Source organism: Parabacteroides sp. CAG:2 (genome assembly GCF_000436315.1).
GTDB classification, from domain to species: Bacteria; Bacteroidota; Bacteroidia; order Bacteroidales; family Tannerellaceae; genus Parabacteroides; species Parabacteroides distasonis.
In genome coordinates this window covers 23,994-42,541 of sequence record NZ_FR885282.1, presented here as the reverse complement: position 1 = coordinate 42,541, position 18,548 = coordinate 23,994, and the positions used below count along the sequence as shown (strand labels likewise).

Annotated in this window: 10 protein-coding genes and 1 pseudogene (1 of these 11 only partly in view); 2 read left to right on the top strand and 9 right to left on the bottom strand. The window is 46.6% G+C overall.

Features of this window, described 5'->3' with window-relative positions; all coding sequences use genetic code 11:
- The 8 genes and pseudogenes from QVP94_RS06690 to QVP94_RS06655 all read right to left on the bottom strand — a co-directional run.
- Window positions 1-2,713: pseudogene (locus QVP94_RS06690) on the bottom strand (SusC/RagA family TonB-linked outer membrane protein); it reaches 484 nt to the left of the window's first position.
- A gap of 465 nt (window positions 2,714-3,178) precedes the next feature.
- Window positions 3,179-3,544, bottom strand: coding sequence for a hypothetical protein (locus QVP94_RS06685; RefSeq protein WP_005858269.1), 366 nt, complete (start codon window positions 3,542-3,544; stop codon window positions 3,179-3,181).
- A gap of 109 nt (window positions 3,545-3,653) precedes the next feature.
- A complete protein-coding gene (locus tag QVP94_RS06680) occupies window positions 3,654-5,609 on the bottom strand; it encodes a SusD/RagB family nutrient-binding outer membrane lipoprotein (RefSeq protein WP_008779507.1) in 1,956 nt (651 codons plus the stop codon).
- A gap of 15 nt (window positions 5,610-5,624) precedes the next feature.
- Entirely contained in the window at window positions 5,625-8,771 is a 3,147-nt protein-coding gene (locus QVP94_RS06675; protein WP_005858273.1) for a SusC/RagA family TonB-linked outer membrane protein, read from the bottom strand.
- A gap of 525 nt (window positions 8,772-9,296) precedes the next feature.
- On the bottom strand, window positions 9,297-10,301 hold the full coding sequence (locus tag QVP94_RS06670; RefSeq protein ID WP_005858275.1) for a M28 family metallopeptidase: 1,005 nt from the start codon (window positions 10,299-10,301) through the stop codon (window positions 9,297-9,299).
- 233 nt (window positions 10,302-10,534) lie between these two features.
- A complete protein-coding gene (locus QVP94_RS06665; protein ID WP_005858277.1) occupies window positions 10,535-10,696 on the bottom strand; it encodes a hypothetical protein in 162 nt (53 codons plus the stop codon).
- Between the two features lie 186 nt (window positions 10,697-10,882).
- Window positions 10,883-11,425, bottom strand: a complete 543-nt coding sequence (locus QVP94_RS06660; protein WP_005858279.1) for a beta-class carbonic anhydrase — start codon at window positions 11,423-11,425, stop codon at window positions 10,883-10,885.
- Between the two features lie 34 nt (window positions 11,426-11,459).
- Window positions 11,460-12,236 carry a Cof-type HAD-IIB family hydrolase gene (locus QVP94_RS06655; protein WP_005858281.1) on the bottom strand — a complete coding sequence of 259 codons (777 nt, stop codon included), beginning with the start codon at window positions 12,234-12,236 and terminating at the stop codon, window positions 11,460-11,462.
- Between the two features lie 96 nt (window positions 12,237-12,332).
- Here QVP94_RS06655 and QVP94_RS06650 point away from each other — a divergent pair, with 96 nt between their 5' ends.
- Window positions 12,333-13,367, top strand: coding sequence for an aldo/keto reductase (locus tag QVP94_RS06650; RefSeq protein ID WP_005858283.1), 1,035 nt, complete (start codon window positions 12,333-12,335; stop codon window positions 13,365-13,367).
- A 147-nt stretch (window positions 13,368-13,514) separates the two neighbouring features.
- Complete coding sequence (locus QVP94_RS06645) at window positions 13,515-14,684, top strand: porin (protein ID WP_022192229.1); 1,170 nt, start codon at window positions 13,515-13,517, stop codon at window positions 14,682-14,684.
- 306 nt (window positions 14,685-14,990) lie between these two features.
- On the opposite strand, the gene nifJ is transcribed toward QVP94_RS06645, so the two are convergent.
- A complete protein-coding gene (gene nifJ / locus QVP94_RS06640; protein ID WP_022192228.1) occupies window positions 14,991-18,542 on the bottom strand; it encodes a pyruvate:ferredoxin (flavodoxin) oxidoreductase in 3,552 nt (1,183 codons plus the stop codon).
- Window positions 18,543-18,548: the final 6 nt, after the last annotated feature.

Below are 18,548 nucleotides of genomic sequence, written 5' to 3'. Positions count from 1 at the left end.
AGATGCTACCACCGATACGGAAGTCTATCAAGAAGCTCAGGTTAAAACCTTTATAAGAGAAATTATTGGTCCAACCCATCATCCAATCCGGACTCTGGTTTCCTACTTTCGACTTCTCGGTAGAGATCAAAGGCAAACCATCATCACCTACGACGATCTTTCCATAGTGAGGACTATTCTCATCGGTCACACGCATAAAGGTCTGCCCGTAGATCTCACCATAATAACCACCTACCGGAGCTACGATCTGGATAGCGTCGAACGTCTTTATATCATATAGATTCACGCCCTCGTATAATTCCTTGATCTTATTCCGGTTCAAGGAGAACTGCGCCGTAGAGCTCCAGCTCAATCCGGCGGGATTGTCTAGAATCGTACCGTTCAAGGAGATCTCCAAACCCTCGTTCTGAATGTTACCCGCGTTAATCTTACGGGAAGCATAGCCGGAGAACGGGTCCATCGGTAAATCCAGTAACTGGCGGGTAGCGTTGGACTTATACCAAGCGGCATCCAAGCCTAACCGGTTATTGAAGAAACGGATATCGAAACCGGCCTCCCATGATTTAATCAACTCACTACGTACATCCGAGTCGTAAAGTACCTTACCCGGTTTCGCCGTCGTATTCCCGTTGGGGTCCTTGCCTACAGAGTAGAAGTTATATAATTGATACGGATCCAAGTCGTTACCTACCTCAGCGAAGGAGGCACGTACCTTAGCGAAAGAGAACCAATCCGGCATGCTTCCGCCAATCTTCGGCAACATATCTGAGATCACAAGCGATAAACTGACAGATGGATAGAAATAAGAGCGGTTGGCTTTCGACATCGTAGACGACCAATCGTTACGTGCCGTAACATCCAAGAACAGATAACCATCCCAGTTCAACTGCAACGACCCATACAAGGAATTCATACGACGGCGGATCAACTCGGAAGTGACTGTCGGCTTATTCACGCCATTATTCAGCGAGAACAAGTTCGGCACCAACAACTCTCCGGCAGAAGCGTTCATCTTATTACGCTGCTGGAGCATCAAGTTACCACCGAAAGTAACGAAGCCTCCCAGCCGATCGATCAAGTTATCCTTCCGGGCCGTAGCCAAGAAACTGAAGTTATTCTCATAGAAGGTCTCCGATCCCTCGGTATACAGACCTCTCGGACTGGTATTACCACCGGCATATACTTTCTCGCTCTTCGTCGTGGTATAATAATCCGTACCACCTCTCAACTCAATATCGAACCAATCGGTCGGGGCATATTTCAAGGAGATATTTCCTAACAAACGGTTACGGGTATCCTCGTTCTGGCGATAACGGGTCACCCAATAAGGGTTCTCCTGCGGATTCTTGGAGGCGTCATACCAAATCATATTGCCTTGCTCATCCACGTCATCCTCAAATTCGCGGATATTCAAGGAACGAGGCAGGTTATAGATCGTATTGAAAGCGTTCGAGGGATTCACGCCCTGAATCGGGCGGTTATGCGCGTTTTGATTGATATAATTCACCTTGGCATCTACTTTCCACTTTTCCGCCTCATCCAAGAAAGTGGTGGCACGCAAGGTAATATTCGTCTTGTTTAGTTTTGAGCGTGGGGTGATACTAGCATCGTCGGAACGGTTTACGGAGGCGAATACCGCCGTACCCTTTATGTTCTGCTGGAAGCTGACACCCTCGTTAAAGGAGGTTCCGGTGCGGAAAAAAGCGTCGATATTATCATAAGTATGCAGAGGGATTTGGTTGCCTCTCCAATCGGTTACCATTTGTCCCATGGCTTTCGGTCCCCAGCTAAGGCGGGATTGGTTATCGTAAACGCCCACGGAGCCTTGTCCGAAGTCGTTCTGTAAATCAGGTTTCAGGAAAATCGTCTCGGCGGTGATACCGGCGTTGATCGTAATACCGAGTCCCTCGTTCTTACGTCCGGACTTGGTAGTGATCAAGATCACGCCGTTACCGGCACGTGAGCCATAAAGGGCGGCGGCGGAAGCACCCTTCAATACCGTCATGGACTCGATATCTTCCGGGTTGATATCCGAAAGGCCGTTACCCATGTCCGCTCCGGAGTTACCCCATACATCATCCACGCCACCGGTGAAGTTATCCATCGGGGTACCGTCTACGACGATCAAGGGCTGGTTGCTACCCGTCAAGGAGTTGTTACCACGAAGTACGATCTTAGAAGACCCTCCTACGCCATTGCTTGAACGGACGATCTGCAAACCGGAAACCTTACCGGAAAGGGAGTTCGCCAAGTTCGGCTCACGGGAGGCCAAGAGGTCATCCCCTTTCAACTCCTGCATGGCATAACCCAAGGCTTTCTTATCCCGTTTCATACCCAAGGCGGTCACCACCACCTCATCGAGTTTCTGGGTATCTTCCACGAGTTTAACCGTAATCTCGGACTGGCCAGTATACGGGATGTCTTGCGAGGTATAACCGATAAACGATATCTGTATGATATCCCCTTTCTTCACGTTATCCAAGGTAAAATGTCCGTCCAAGTCGGTCATAGTACCATTGGTAGTTCCTTTCACGATTACGGACGCCCCGGTAACGGGTCCTAAGGCATCCTCAACTATTCCCGACACCTTTGCGTTTTGCTGTGAAATGTCAACCCTCGGAATCCCGGACATAGGCGTGGCGTATAAGTTTCCCGAGAACCCAAGCGCCCCTACCAACAGGATTAAGCTGACTGGTCTGAATCTTTTCAACATAACTACTGTTTTTTGTTTATTTTTCTAGACAATGTTTTAGTTTTTGCGTCAACAAATGTCATTTATCCTGTATAAACATAAAAAGGGCAGATATGTTTTGAGTTTAACATATACAAGAGGTAACTGGTGAGGATACCGCAACTACTCTCTCCTTACAGACAAAACGAATAAGAGTTATCCTTACTAACATCCATAAAAAATTGATTTACAGAAATTTTAACCAAAGGATAACCAAACCGTAAAAGAGGCAGGAAGCCGTTAGTTATTCACTTCAGAAGCCAATAAAAGTTCCAGTTTACCCATACAAATCATCACCACAAAAAAAAGAAGGCGTACCGACATTTACATCGATACGCCCTTTTCTCGTAAGAATATTATTCTCTATAATTTCCGAATCAGTTACAATACAAAGTTGTCAAAAGACAAGAAAAGACAAGAAGTAGATATCTTTATTTCCTATAAAGTCTAATAAGCATGAATAGTAATCGTCAGCACATCACCATTCTTGTCTGTGACACAAAAAACAGCCGAGTCCCCTTTACTTGCACTCTGTGTCCAAATTAACGCAAAACGTCCAGACCCACCGGGATTAAATTGAATATAGTCACTACCACTCATTTTTTGCCACAAGAAATCTCCAGTAGAAGGTTGAGTAAAACGAATTTCCACTGATTTCCCAGCTTCAATACCAATTGAATTACTAGTCCTAGGTTCTCCATCCGCAAAAAGCGCTAGATTACCACTGTCTTTTACATAATAACCATCTATTTGGGCATTGCAAAAAACACTAATTGTTCCAAATAAAAACAATACCATTAATAACTTTCTCATAACTGTAAAATTTAAAAGTTTAACATTAAAAACATAAATCCTCACGTTGAATGATGATACATCCCAACGTGAGGATTCCTATTATTTTGCAGTAAAAATACTATTCATATTATTTCATATTCCACCACAAAGAAGTTGTCGTCATGTTCGGACCACCAAGTCTTTCTAAAGCTTGGTTATACCCTTCCAAGTTATTGGTTTGAAGAACTGCCGGGTAACGAAGACGCTTCGGGTAGAACTCTACTTTACATTCCTTGCAAGTAGCAGGAGTTAACAACACTTGGTTAGTTGGATTGTAAGCAGCCTCTACAGCTTGATTCTCGAAGAACGGCAAACCTAAACGACGGTGATCAGACCACACTTCCAAAGGCAACCAAGGATTCTGAGCGATGAACTTCTGCGTAATGATCTTAGTCAATGCATCATTATTATACTGACCATTCTTATAGATCGTATTTTTAGGATACTCATAAGTCGTTGTCTTATTCTGTTTCGTATATGCATCGTAATAGTTGATCGTATAAGCCTTAGCCTCTACCGTATGATCGAAAGCTACAGATGTTCCTACACGGTTATAAGCCTTAGATTGCAAATATTCTAAGAGTTTATCGGAAACACCGTTATATTCAAAACTAGCGGCGATACCTTTCTCATAATTATCCTTTGCGCTACCCGGAACATTCCAACCATAAACCGCAGCTTCCGCTAACAAGAAATAACTTTCCCACGGGCCAAACCATACACGTTTGTTCGTGCTATGACGGAACTTATCAGCCAAAGAAGGGAAGTTGTAGTTATAACTTGTATAGTCACCAACTAAACCGGCCTTATCGTTCCAGTTTCCGGCAACAACGGTCGTCCAAGAATATTTCATGGGAAGTTTTACTTCCGGCGCGGAAACTTTTTGTCCGGTCAGCACATCCGTATAATCTCCCGCAATCAATGTTATCTCATCCTTTACCTCGGAAGCGGCACCTATATAAGAAGGATAAACCACTCCGTCATCATACCCCGGAATGCTATACAACTGAGGCGCACGAGGATCGATATATTGTGGGATACCATCGAAAAAATAGCCCGCACAAGGATCATTTGTGGTTGTTGGGAAATGCAGGCTGACATTCTGGCCTAAGTAAGTATAAGGATCTTTCAAATTGGATTTCAACTCATCAGGAACAGGAAATTCCACACCGCCTAGTCCCACTACGAGATTATTGAAAGTAGTAGACATCGCTTGGTTATTCCAAGTTCTTGTCATGACACCTGTATACGGATCCCATCCATCTTTCTCCGCAACCTGGGCGATATCATCCATAGAGGCGATAAACTCACCCTTGGCAGCATCCTCAAACTCAGCTTGCGCCAAAGAAGGATTGACCGCAGTCAAACGCATCGCTAGACGCATACGCAAAGAGTTTCCATACTTTTTCCATTTCTTTATGTCACCACCAAAAAACGGATCATATTTGGACATCGCACTCATATCAATGCTCTCATCCAAAGAAGCGACCGCCTCTTTCAACTCTTTCAATATATAGGTATAGATATCCTCCACCTTATTATATTCTCCAGGAACACCGGTAAAAGCAGATAACGCCGGTATCGGGCCAAAGTTATCAGACAATTCAGAGTTCAAATAAGCTCTCCAAATACGAGCCATATTCGGGATATTCCGATAATAAGGATAGGCATTATCCACATCTAATTTGATTTTCTCCTCTCCGACCTCTATCGCTTGATTCGCCTTATTCAACCAACCTACGCCATACGAGTTCGAAGTCAAGTATAATCTATTATAGTCATCATTATCCGTACCGATTGCGAAACCGCTACCCCGATCAAAACGAGCAGCCCGCTTCCAATACAAAATAAAAATACGTTCTGCTATTTCAGGGTTCATTTGAGCATCTCCAATGGAGCCATTCAAGAACCATTCCGGTTCCACTTGCTCCAAATCAGCCTTATTCGGGTCTTTGTTGATATCCTCAAAGTCATTACAACTTGTAACCGTTGTCAATGAAGCGACCGCCAAGGCTCCTAATATAATGATATTTTTCGTTTTCATATTATCTCCTTTCTATTAGAATCCTACAGTTAAATTAAATGTATAAGAACGATTTGTAGGCGCGCCACCATTCTCGAATCCTACCGCATTCGTATTTGTAGCTGCCACAGATTCAGGATCGATACCCGGCAAATGAGAAACAATCATCCATACGTTATTACAAGTCGCGGACAGACGCAACTTTTGGAACGGGGTTTTCTTCAACAAATTCTTATTGAACGTATATCCTAAAGTAATATTTCTCAAACGGATATTCGTAGCGTCATACGTAAACACCTCCGGCAAACCATAGTTTCCTGAAGAAGCGATACGCTCCCAATATCTTTGAGGCGTAACAGCGACATCATTCTTCACATACTCATCACCTTTTTTCATGATTGAGTTTGGAACCACGAAATCAGCACGATCACCATTCACGACCGTTCCGGCAGCGTTACCATTCTTATGCAAAGAAGAAGTCGTCGCCGAGTAAATCTCACCACCTATACGGAAGTCGATCAAGAAACTCAAATCAAAACCCTTATAAGAGAAATTATTCGTGAGACCAAGCATCCAATCCGGGTTCTGATTACCAATCAACTCTTTATCTGTCGTAATCAAAGGAAGACCATCTTCACCTACCACGACCTGCCCATTGTGGCGAACAAATTTCTGTCCATAAATATCACCATATTTACCACCTTCGGTAGCGGCAATCTGTAAGACATCCACAGTCTTGATATCATAGACAGTCACCCCTTCGGTTAATTCCAAGATCTTACTTCTATTCAAAGAGAAATGAGCTTGCGCATCCCAGTTAAACCCACTAGCAGTCTGCATAATAGCACCATTCAACGAAAGTTCGAAACCTTGGTTCTGGATATTACCCGCATTCACTTTTCGAGATTCATATCCGGAAAAAGCATCCATCGGAATATTCAGCAACTGATTGGTCGCATTTGTCTTATACCAAGCGGCATCAATACCAAAACGGTTATTGAAGAAACGTAAGTCGGCACCAACCTCCCAAGACTTGATCAACTCACTCTTAACCGAAGAGTCAAACAAGGTACTTCCGGCAGAAGCCATACTATTACCATTAGCATCCTTAGAAATTGTATATACATTATATAACTGATAAGGATCCAAATCATTACCTACCTCAGCGAAAGAAGCACGCACCTTCGCGAAACTAAACCAATCAGGCATACTTCCTCCGTTTTTCTGTACCATATCAGAGATTACAGCAGATAAGCTAACAGAAGGATAGAAATAAGAACGATTCTCTTTTGACATAGTGGATGACCAGTCATTACGTGCCGTAACATCCAAGAACAACCAACCATCCCAGTTCAACTGGAGAGATCCGTACAAAGAGTTCATTTTACGCTGGGTCAAAGAAGATGTAATAGAAGGTTTATCAACACCATTATTGACATCAAACAAATCAGGAACCAACAACGTTCCCGCACTTGCATTCATTTTGGTACGTTTCTGCTGCATGATGTTACCACCAAATGTAACAAAACCACCCAATTTGCTGATCAAATCATCCTTACGCACCGTAGCCAAGAAGCTAAAGTTATTCTCATAGAATGTCTCAGAACCTTCAGAATAGCTACCTTCCGGCTTCGTATTACCTCCTGAATATAACTTTTGAGTAGTCGTGGTAGTATAATAGTCAGTACCTCCTCTCAGCTCGATATCAAACCAATCCGTAGGAGCATATTTTAAAGAAGCATTTCCTAAAATACGATTACGCGTATCGTCGTTCTGACGGTATTGAGTTACCCAATAAGGGTTCTCCTGTGGACTATTACTTTTATCATACCAAACCATTTTCCCTTGATCATCCACACAGTTCTCAAAATCAAGAACATTCAAAGAGCGAGGCAAATTATAAACGGTTGAAAATGCGTTGGATGGGTTTATACCAATGATCGGACGATTATGGGCGTTTTGGTTTACATAGTTCACCTTCGCATCCACCTTCCATTTCTTAGCCTCATCCAAAAATGAGGTAGCACGTAACGTTAAATTCGTCTTATTCAGACTTTGCTCTGGGGTTACACCCGAGTCATCTTGGCGATTGAAAGAAAAGAACATAGAGGTTCCATTCACATCTTGCTGGAAACTTACGCCTTCATTGAAAGAGGTACCTGTACCAAAGAAAGCGCCAATATTGTCATAAGCGGCCATTGGCACTTGACGTCCGTCATACGTAGTAATAGTCTGTCCTTCAATCCTCGGACCCCAGCTCAGATTGGTTTGGTCATTGTAAGCACCAACAGAACCCTGTCCGAAAGAACTTTGCAGTTCCGGCAACATAAAAGGAGTATCCGCCGTAACTCCAAAGTTCACATTGATACCCAGACCATCATTCTTCTTTCCTGATTTCGTCGTAATCAAGATAACACCATTACCGGCACGAGAACCGTAAAGAGCGGCAGCGGAAGCACCTTTCAATACAGACATAGACTCGATGTCTTCTGGATTGATATCCGAAAGACCGTTACCCATATCCGTACCGGAGTTACCCCAAGCATCATCTACACCACCGGTGAAGTTATCCATCGGAGTACCATCTACAACTACCAACGGCTGATTAGAACCGGTCAAAGAGTTCGCACCACGAAGTACAATCTTCGAAGAACCGCCTACACTACCACTAGAACGAACGACCTGCAAACCGGAAACCTTACCGGACAACGCATTGGCGATATTGCTCTCGCGAGAATCCAGCAAAGCGTCTCCCTTCAACTCTTGCATCGCATAACCCAAGGACTTCTCAGATCGCTTCATGCCTAAGGCCGTAACCACGACCTCATCCAATTTCTGGGTGTCTTCCGCTAATTTGATAACGCCTACCGGTTGGCCGGTATACGTAATTTCCATGGTGGAGTAACCAATGAATGAGATTTGGATTACATCACCATTCTTGACACCTTCCAAGGTGAAATTACCGTCCATATCGGTAATCGTACCATTGGTCGTGCCTTTCACGACAACTGACGCTCCGGTCACTGGGCCGAAATCATCTTCCACTGTACCTGTTACTTTCCCGTTTTGCTGGGAGATAGAGGTACCTTGCTCAACAGGTGCGATGTTGGCATACATGCTTCCCGAGAAGCATAACGCACCCGCACATAGAATTAAGCTGACAGGTTTAAAGTTTTTCAACATAACTGATGGTTTTATTGATAAATAATTAGACAATGTCTTGGCGAAACATTTGTCTTTTAAAATTATTCACATACATACACTCACTCCTGAGTTCTAGCGTAATTAAGTTCAAATAAAAAATGGGCTAACTATCGGAGTCCTACATGAACTTTTCTTAAGTAGAAGTTGTTTTATTTAGTTGGCGCCAAAATACCTAGCACATTTTATATCGGAGGCAAAGATATGAAATATTCATTATATTGTGTTATTATAATTAAATAAATCTTTCCTTATTTTTATGTTTTACAATATAAAATTAGAAATATAAACGGTTTTAAGTTAAAATCGACTTGAGTTCATGTAGAACTAAGTATCTGCGGTAAGATATGAAATCACAGTAATTCAGGCGTTTTTTCAGAATATAAAAGCAAGCCAGCTTCATTAGCAAAGTAAGTTAATTAAAATGCCAAAGTAAGTTAACTTACTTCGCCGATGAAGTTAACTTACTTTTATTAGATATCTTCTATTGAAAAAGAAGTATAATCTCTAAAAATCTTTCTCATTCGCCATATACCACATATTAAGGAACGAGGCCTTCGTGATATTCACCACCTTGTCCCAATTAATCCGGTCGGCATGGTCGCTCGGTTGATGGTAATCCGGATGCCCGTCGGTATGATACCAGATAATAGGGATACCTATCTTTGCGAAGGAACCGTTATCACTCCCTCCTACCGGGTTATCCCACGGACGATAATCCGGTGCCAGATTCAAGTTGTATTTCTTGATATCGTTCTTCAGCCAATCGCCGAAAGCAGGGTGCGCCTCCGTATAGAAATAAACCACATGGGTAGGCTTCGCCTCGTTATTGTTACGGCCGATCATATCGAAATTCAAATATCCTTTCACGTTCTTTATCTCTGGAAAAGACTGAACGAAGGCTTTCGATCCGAGAAGCCCTTTCTCCTCACCGTCCCAGAAAGCGAATACAACGGTTCGCTCCGGTTGCTGGCCCGTGGCAAGGAAAGCCCTCGCTATCTGCAAAACGGCAGAGACTCCGGAGGCGTTATCGTCCGCCCCGTTATAGATCTGGTCGCCATCCAGCATCGGGTCGATACCCAGATGGTCATAGTGAGCGCCGACAATCACGATCTCGTTCGGGTTCTTCCCCTCTATCTTACCCAATATATTATTCAAGGATAGCTTCTGGAAAACACCGGTCTGCTTGATAGCGGCCACCGAGTCCGGGTGGACTTGCCAACGGGCTCCTCTTTTCTGGCGTTCCAGATGGTAAGCCTCGAACGGATGGTAATAGGAATCGCCCACGGGATCGATACCTAAGGACTTCAAGTTCGCCACGATATAATCTCCCGCTATACGGCCTCCACGGAAACCGGCCTCACGGCCCTCCAGATCATCATCGGCCAAGAAACCGATATGCGCCTCGGCGGTCGATCTATTTATCACGTCCAAACCTTTCTTCTCCGGACTTTCCGCCCAAAGAGCCGTACTTAATGCCAGCGACATTAAGAGTAATCCTGCTTTTTTCATCGCTTTTGTGTTCAAATGATTATTGTTTTAGCTTTTTCATTCACAAATATAAGTAATTTCCCTGATACGCGAAGGAGAAGGAAAGGAAAGGGCACAAAAAAAGGCTCACCCGGCCGTATTGCCAAAGGTAATCCTCATTTCCTATCTCTCACCATTCCGTTTTGAACGGAGGTAAGAGATGACATCTAATTTATTTCTTACTTTAATTCTTTACTTAAAAAAGACGCAGTCTTTTAGTTCTTATCCGCATCTACACTCATTTCGCTCATAAGGCGACGGATCTCAGCGTTTAATCGCTGACTCATGGCACCATTGCCAGCTGACTGGTAACGATCTGCTTGATAACGCAACATCGCTAAAGCACGAAGGCTTTTCTCATTTTCTCTCATCATCATAATCTTTTTGTTTTACGCTTCCCACGCTTGGAAAGCCAGTTAATAAATAATCCTAAAACGATCTTTCTTTCTTAATTCGTTACAAAGATAACCATTTTATCCGAAACAATGTTGTAGAACATAATAAAATATTTCATTTTTTCGATTATTTATGAATTGTGCAAATAAGTCTAAATACGCCGGGGATTACTCCACCGGCGTTAATTCACCTGTAACAGAGTCTATTACAAACCCTCTTACCGTTATATCCGACGGAATCAGCGGATGATTCCGAATTTGCTCCACGGTCTCGTGCACGGAAGCCTCGGAGGTCTCGAATCCCCGCAACCACGACTCGAAGTTTATACCGCAATATCGGATCATATCTATTCGTTCCTGCGGGATTCCCCGCTCTTTCATCTTTTCGATCATCTCGGAGCTATTCATGTGCTTGGCTCCACAATCGGTATGCCCGATTATCATTACCTCTACAACCCCAAGCTCGTAAATCGCCACCATCAAGCTCCGGATAACGCTTCCGAAGGGGTGGGATATGATCGCCCCTGCGTTCTTTATAATTTTCACGTCTCCATTCTTGATGCCCAAGGAGGCGGGTAGCAACTCGGTCAGCCGGGTATCCATGCAAGACACGATGGCGATCTTCTTATCGGGATATTTATTCGTGATATACTTCTCATACCCCTTGTTCTTTACGAACTCACGATTATAGCTTACCAATTCATCAATCATAGCGTTTGTGATTTAGCGTTATTAAACTGTTTATTTATATAACATCGAAATGTCTTAAAGCGTTCATGACACCATCGTCATCTACGGAGTCGGTCACGTAATCCGCCGCCTCTTTCACCTCGTCGCCGGCGTTACCCATGGCTACCCCGATCCCGGCGTGGCGAAGCATGGCCATATCGTTGCCTCCATCGCCAAAAGCCATCGTCTCGTGGAGCGAGATCCCGTAATACTCGATGATCTTATCGATCCCTACCGCCTTACTGCTCCCCCGCGGCACGACATCCGCAAATAGCGGGTTCCAGCGAGTAGCCTCGCAATGCGGCAAGACGGACATGATACGTTCTTCATGGCCGGGAGAGAAAAAGGCTATCAGCTGGTATACTTCCTTACCCCCGTTGCCACGCAAAGGACGCAAGGGAGGATGAGGGAAGTCTAGCATGTCGTAAAGCTGTCGCACAGAATCATCCACGTAGTTCTGGTAAATCCCATCTTCCTCCACCAAGGCGCACGGGAACGCCTCCTCATTCTCTTGATAGCGGATCAACGCCTCTATATCCCCCGACGGGATATTATGTTTATAGATAACCTTATCTTTTCCGGCCAAGCAATATCCTCCGTTCAAGGTAACATAGCCATCGAACTCTTGCGTCCCGAGGTTATTGATAGATTGCAACTGGCGGCCGGTAGCGATGAAAACCTTGATTCCCTTTTCTCGCAACAGGTCCAAGGCCCGGACCGTGGAGTCCGGTAGTTTATGCGTCTTGAAACTTACCAACGTACCGTCAATGTCAAAAAATACTGCCTTAATCATACTTATACCTATTATCTTCTTTTAATGACAAAGATACACTTTATTTGTTACATTTGTATTTTCATTTCCTTCATCAAATAATAGATATAGTTTTTTATGGAATACAGACAACTAGGAGGTTCCGGATTATACGTTCCGGCACTTTGTTTAGGTACGGCTACTTTTGGTGGCACGAATGGTTTTGAAGGTTGGGGACATACCAAGGTGGAAGAGGCTACCCGTATGGTCAATCTTTGCTTGGACGCCGGGGTGAATCTATTCGATACGGCGGATGTCTACTCCAACGGTCTTTCCGAGGAAATCTTGGGAAAGGCGATCCACGGATTGAGGAATCGCCTCTTGATCTCCACGAAGGCGACTTTCAACCTCAGCCCGGAGAGCCGTAACGCCATCGGTTCTTCCCGTTTCCATCTGATACAGGCGTGCGAGGCGAGCCTGAGACGATTGAACACGGATCATATCGACATTTACCATATGCACGGTTTCGATGCGAATACCCCGGTAGAGGAGACACTCCGAGCCTTGGACGACTTGGTGACGAGCGGGAAGGTCCGTTATATCGCTTGCTCGAACTTCTCCGGCTGGCACTTAATGAAGTCGCTTTCCGTATCGGAGCGGTATGGATGGAGCCGGTACGTGGCCCAACAGGTTTATTACTCCTTGCTGAACCGGGAGTTCGAGTGGGAACTGATGCCGCTAGGCATCGACCAGAAGGTGGGCGCCATTATCTGGAGCCCCTTATCCGCCGGACGTCTGGGCGGGAAGTACCGCCGGAATAACCCGATCCCGACGGACGGGCGTGTCGCTCGCGGAGGAAGCCCGATACCTGACGAGGCTACTTCTTACGAACGCCTGTACGACATCGTGGAGGTATTGGAACAGGTAGCCGAGGAGACCGGGCATAGCGTAGCCCAATGCGCCTTGAACTGGTTATTGCAACGGCCTACAGTAAGCAGCCTTATCATAGGTGCCCGCACGGAAGAGCAGCTAAGGCAGAACCTAGAGGCCGTAGGCTGGAGCCTCAGCCCGGAGCAGGTGAAGCGCCTCGATATGGCAAGCCAGACGACCCCGATCTACCCGTATTGGCATCAAGCGCAGTTCCCGGAATTGAATTCTCAATTGAGGTTCTAGACGGAGGCTAGAGAAAGCGTATACACCTCGGGATGCGGATAGCACGAAAGTCCGCATCCCCTAAACACCCATTTTCATCCCCTTAAACGTATCTTGGTTAAGACGTTTTTTATACTTTTGTAGGCTGTTACCAACTAAATCTATCGTATGAGGAAACATTTTCTACTTTTCTTGCTTTGTCTAGCCACGAACGCCAGCCTGACGGCCCAAGAGACCCTTCGGGAGAATAACGGGGAACCTACACTCGTGGAACGATTATCGAACGGAGAGATCAAGATCAATAGCGCCGAGATGAACTTCCAGCTTTTCACCTCGGCCAACGCTGAGTTTGTCGGAAAGGAGCTAGACGGTATGAACTTCAAGCTGAACCGTGTCCGGCTGGAGATCAAGGGGGACGTGGGCAAGTGGCTGGGGTATCATTACCGGCAGTCGTTCAACAAATACTCCGATCCCTATTCGCTCGACAACCTCTCCTCCTCGCTCGAGCTGGCGTACGTGAACCTGAAGGCACGGCCTAATCTCAATTTCACGATCGGCAAGCAATTCGTCAATTTCGGGGGATACGAGTATTACGTCAATTCCATCCGGGTACGAGAGTTTAGCGAGTTCAATAATTTACTGACCGCCTACCAAGCCGGTATCTCGGGCAACTGGCAAGTCAGCCCGGATCACGAGCTTTGTTTCCAGATCGTGAATAACCGCAACGGTAACGACGAGGACATCTACCCTACCGGACTTCCCGAGGGTACCGCCAAGGCCAAGATACCCTTTATGTACACGGTCAACTGGAATAGCTATTATCTGGACAAGGCCTTGCAACTGCGTTATGCCACCGCCGTCGGGCAGCAGACCCGCAAGCGCTACTCCTACTATTTCACCTGTGGCAATACCTATGAGAAAGGCCCGTTGCTAACATACCTCGACGTTATGTACACCCGCCAAGGGATCGACCAACATGGGGTCGTCAGCCGTCTGCCCGGAACGCCTCATACCGCCATGAACACCGAATACCTATCGATTATCGGCGACGTGGATTACCGTGTCCACCCCCAATGGAACGTTTACGTGAAAGGGGCGTACGAGACCGCCCGGGTGTATAAGAGCAACGGTGATTTCCGGAAAGGGATGTACCGCCGTTCGTGGAACGCGCAGAGTAGCGTGGAATTCTTCCCCTTCAAGCAACTCGACCTTTTCGTATTCGTCCTATACACCTACCGGGGCGTTATCCTAGAGAAAGCCGCCACGCGAATGGGAGCCATAGAGCCGGATACACACCGTATATCGCTGGGGCTGGTCTATTCGATCCCGGTCTTCTGACAAACCGCGCATACGGTAGCGCAGGCTTGCAGATATGGTAGTACAGACTTGTAGATACGTTCATGCAAACTTGCAGATACGCTTGTGCAAACTTGCAGATACGTTCGTGCAAACGTGTAGATACGTTAGTACGGACTTGCAGATACGTTAGCGCGGGCTGACACATAAGGAAGTACAGGCCGGCACATACGGTAGTACAGGTCCGTATCGCCTTATGTGCAGCTTCCCCCATCCACCCCATAAAAAAAGCGGTGCCTTCCGTTTCCGGAGACACCGCCCTCATTCTATACTAAAAGACCTGTTATATTAAGCCTCTACATCCCAATTCTCGGCAGCCATACGTTTGTAGCTACGCAGACGCCATTTAGCGTTCTCCTCGGCGGCGGCAAACAACTCAGCGGCCTCAGCCGGATATTGTTTAGCTACGGAAGCGAAACGAACCTCACCCTTCAAGAAGTCTTGGAACTTGCTCCAATCCGGCTCCTTGCTATCCAAGGTGAACGGATTCTTGCCCTCTGCCTCCAAAGCCGGGTTGTAACGCCACAAGTGCCAGTAACCGCATGCTACGGCTTCTTTCTCCTCAGCTTGCGACTTACCCATACCCTTCTTCAAACCGTGGTTGATACAAGGAGCGTAGGCGATGATCAATGAAGGACCGTCGTAAGCCTCGGCCTCGCGGATCGCCTTCAATGTCTGGGCTTGGTCGGCACCCATAGCGATCTGAGCCACATATACGTAACCGTAAGTAGTAGCCATCAAGCCAAGGTCTTTCTTACGTACCCTCTTACCGGAAGCGGCGAACTTAGCGATAGCGCCCACCGGAGTAGCCTTCGAGGACTGACCACCCGTGTTAGAGTAAACCTCGGTATCCAATACCATGATATTTACGTTCTTGCCGGAAGCGATCACGTGATCCAAACCACCGTAACCGATATCGTAAGAAGCACCGTCACCACCGATAATCCATTGAGAACGTTTTACCAAGAAGTGAGACAATTCCTTGATCTGAGCGCAAACCGGACAACCCTCCTTGATGCCTTGCTCAACGAACGCCATTACCTGCGGAGCCAATTCCTTCGTCTTCTCGGCGTCGTTCTGGTTAGCGATCCAAGCGGCAGCTATCTCCTTGGCCTCAGCCGGAGCATGCTCGCCCACGGTGATCTGTTGCAACAAGCCTTCCAAACGTTTACGCATCTTCTCGTTCGCCAATTCCATACCCAAGCCGAACTCGCAGAAGTCCTCGAACAAAGAGTTTGCCCAAGCAGGACCTTGACCCTTCTCGTTCGTTGTATAAGGAGTGGAAGGTACAGAACCGGAGTAGATAGAAGAACATCCGGTAGCGTTAGCCACCATCTCGCGGTCGCCGAACAACTGGGTGATCAACTTCACGTACGGAGTCTCGCCACAACCGGAGCAAGCGCCTGAGAATTCAAACAACGGAGTAGCGAACTGTGAGTTCTTCACGTTAGACTTGATGTCTACCAAGTTTTGCTTAGAAGAAACGTTAGCCACGCAGTAGTTCCAGTTATCGGCCTCAGCCAACTGGCCTTCCAGCGGAACCATAGACAAAGCCTTGTTGCCCTTGAATCCCGGACAGATATCGGCGCAGTTACCGCAACCCAGACAGTCGAGAACGTCTACCTGCATACGGAACTTCATACCCTTCATAGCGGCCGGAGCCTTCACGTCCAACATAGCGAAGCTAGCGCCCTTCTGCTCCTCATCGTTCAATACGAACGGACGGATAGAAGCGTGAGGACAAACGTAAGCACATTGGTTACACTGGATACAGTTCGCCTCATTCCAAACCGGAACGAAAGCGGCCACGCCACGTTTCTCGTATTTAGCGGTTCCTTGCGCCCAAGTACCATCCTCGATGCCCTTGAACGCGGAAACCTTCAATAAATCGCCATCCTGAGCGTTGATCGGACGAACTACCTCGTTGATGAAAGCGGGATCGTTGTTTACGACAGCCTCATCATCCGGAAGGTTAGCCCAAGCGGGATCAACCGTCAATTGGTTGTACTCGCCACCACGGTCTACAGCCGCGTAGTTCTTGTTAACCACGTCCTCGCCCTTCTTACCGTAAGACTTAACGATGAATTTCTTCATCTGCTCGATAGCCAAGTCTACAGGGATAACACCCGTGATACGGAAGAAAGCGGACTGGAGGATCGTATTGGTACGGTTACCTAAACCGATCTCCAAGGCGATCTGTGTAGCGTTGATATAATATACAGTGATATTCTTCTGAGCGAAGTAACGTTTTACCTTATTAGGCAAGTGCTTAGCCAACTCCTCAGCGCCCCAAACGGTATTCAACAAGAAGGTACCGTTCTCACGCAAACCACGAGTCACGTCGTACATGCGCAAATAAGCCTGAACGTGGCAAGCCACGAAGTTCGGGGTATTCACCAAATAAGTAGAACGGATCGGATGATCACCGAAACGCAGGTGAGAACAAGTGAAACCGCCGGATTTCTTAGAGTCGTAAGAGAAATAAGCCTGACAGTATTTATCCGTGTTATCACCGATAATCTTCACCGAGTTCTTGTTAGCGCCTACCGTACCGTCGGCACCCAAACCGTAGAACTTAGCCTCGAACATACCCTCACCGCCCAAGGCGATCTCTTCCTTCTGAGGCAGAGAAGTGAAAGTAACGTCATCCACGATACCGATCGTGAACTGGTTCTTCGGCATCGGCAACGCCAAGTTCTCGAATACGGACAGGATCTGAGCCGGAGTCGTATCCTTAGAACCCAGACCATAACGGCCACCTACGATCACCGGAGCATCCTCCTGACCATAGAAGCAGTCTTTTACGTCCAGATACAACGGCTCACCGTTAGCACCCGGCTCTTTCGTGCGATCCAATACGGCGATACGCTTAGCGGTCTTAGGCACGGCAGCCAAGAAATGCTTAGCGGAGAACGGACGATACAAGTGAACGGATACCAAACCTACCTTCTCGCCCTTAGCGATCAAGTGATCGATAGCCTCACGAGCGGCCTCCGTAACAGAGCCCATGGCGATGATCACACGCTCAGCGTCCTCAGCTCCGTAATAATCGAACAAACCGTATTTACGGCCTGTGATCTTGGAAACCTCGTTCATATATTCTTCTACGATAGCGGGAACTGCCTCGTAGTACGTGTTGGAAGATTCTCTGTGTTGGAAGAAATGATCCGGGTTCTCGGCCATACCGCGAGCGACCGGTCTCTCCGGGTTCAAGGCACGGGCACGGAACTCAGCCAAGGCCTTCTGGTCGATAAGCGGAGCCAAGTCCTCATTCTCCAAAGCCTCGATCTTCTGGATCTCGTGAGAGGTACGGAAACCGTCGAAGAAGTTCACGAACGGCACACGAGACTTGATCGTAGCCAAGTGAGCGACACCGGCCAAGTCCATAACCTCCTGTACGGAACCCTCGGCCAACATGGCGAAACCTGTCTGACGGGCAGACATCACGTCTTGATGGTCACCGAAGATACACAACGCATGAGAAGCCAATGTACGAGCGGATACGTGGAAAACGCAAGGAAGCAATTCACCGGCGATCTTGTACATATTAGGGATCATAAGCAACAAACCTTGAGAAGCAGTGTAGGTTGTTGTCAAGGCACCAGCTTGCAATGAACCGTGAACAGCACCTGCGGCACCACCCTCTGATTGCATTTCCTGTACCATTACAGTCTCGCCGAAAATATTCTTACGTCCGGCTGCAGCCCATTCATCTACATATTCAGCCATTGTAGACGACGGAGTGATGGGGTAAATCGCGGCTACCTCGCTGAACATATACGAGATATGAGCAGCGGCCTGATTACCATCACAGGTTAAAAATTTCTTCTGTTTTGTCATAGACCT

Excerpts from the sequence above, each read along its gene's own strand:
- QVP94_RS06645 (WP_022192229.1), top strand. The coding sequence starts at position 13,515 with ATGAGGAAACATTTTCTACTTTTCTTGCTTTGTCTAGCCACGAACGCC.
- QVP94_RS06680 (WP_008779507.1), bottom strand. The coding sequence starts at position 5,609 with ATGAAAACGAAAAATATCATTATATTAGGAGCCTTGGCGGTCGCTTCA.
- QVP94_RS06670 (WP_005858275.1), bottom strand. The coding sequence starts at position 10,301 with ATGAAAAAAGCAGGATTACTCTTAATGTCGCTGGCATTAAGTACGGCT.
- nifJ (WP_022192228.1), bottom strand. The coding sequence starts at position 18,542 with ATGACAAAACAGAAGAAATTTTTAACCTGTGATGGTAATCAGGCCGCT.
- QVP94_RS06650 (WP_005858283.1), top strand. The coding sequence starts at position 12,333 with ATGGAATACAGACAACTAGGAGGTTCCGGATTATACGTTCCGGCACTT.
- QVP94_RS06665 (WP_005858277.1), bottom strand. The coding sequence starts at position 10,696 with ATGATGATGAGAGAAAATGAGAAAAGCCTTCGTGCTTTAGCGATGTTG.
- QVP94_RS06675 (WP_005858273.1), bottom strand. The coding sequence starts at position 8,771 with ATGTTGAAAAACTTTAAACCTGTCAGCTTAATTCTATGTGCGGGTGCG.
- QVP94_RS06655 (WP_005858281.1), bottom strand. The coding sequence starts at position 12,236 with ATGATTAAGGCAGTATTTTTTGACATTGACGGTACGTTGGTAAGTTTC.
- QVP94_RS06685 (WP_005858269.1), bottom strand. The coding sequence starts at position 3,544 with ATGAGAAAGTTATTAATGGTATTGTTTTTATTTGGAACAATTAGTGTT.
- QVP94_RS06660 (WP_005858279.1), bottom strand. The coding sequence starts at position 11,425 with ATGATTGATGAATTGGTAAGCTATAATCGTGAGTTCGTAAAGAACAAG.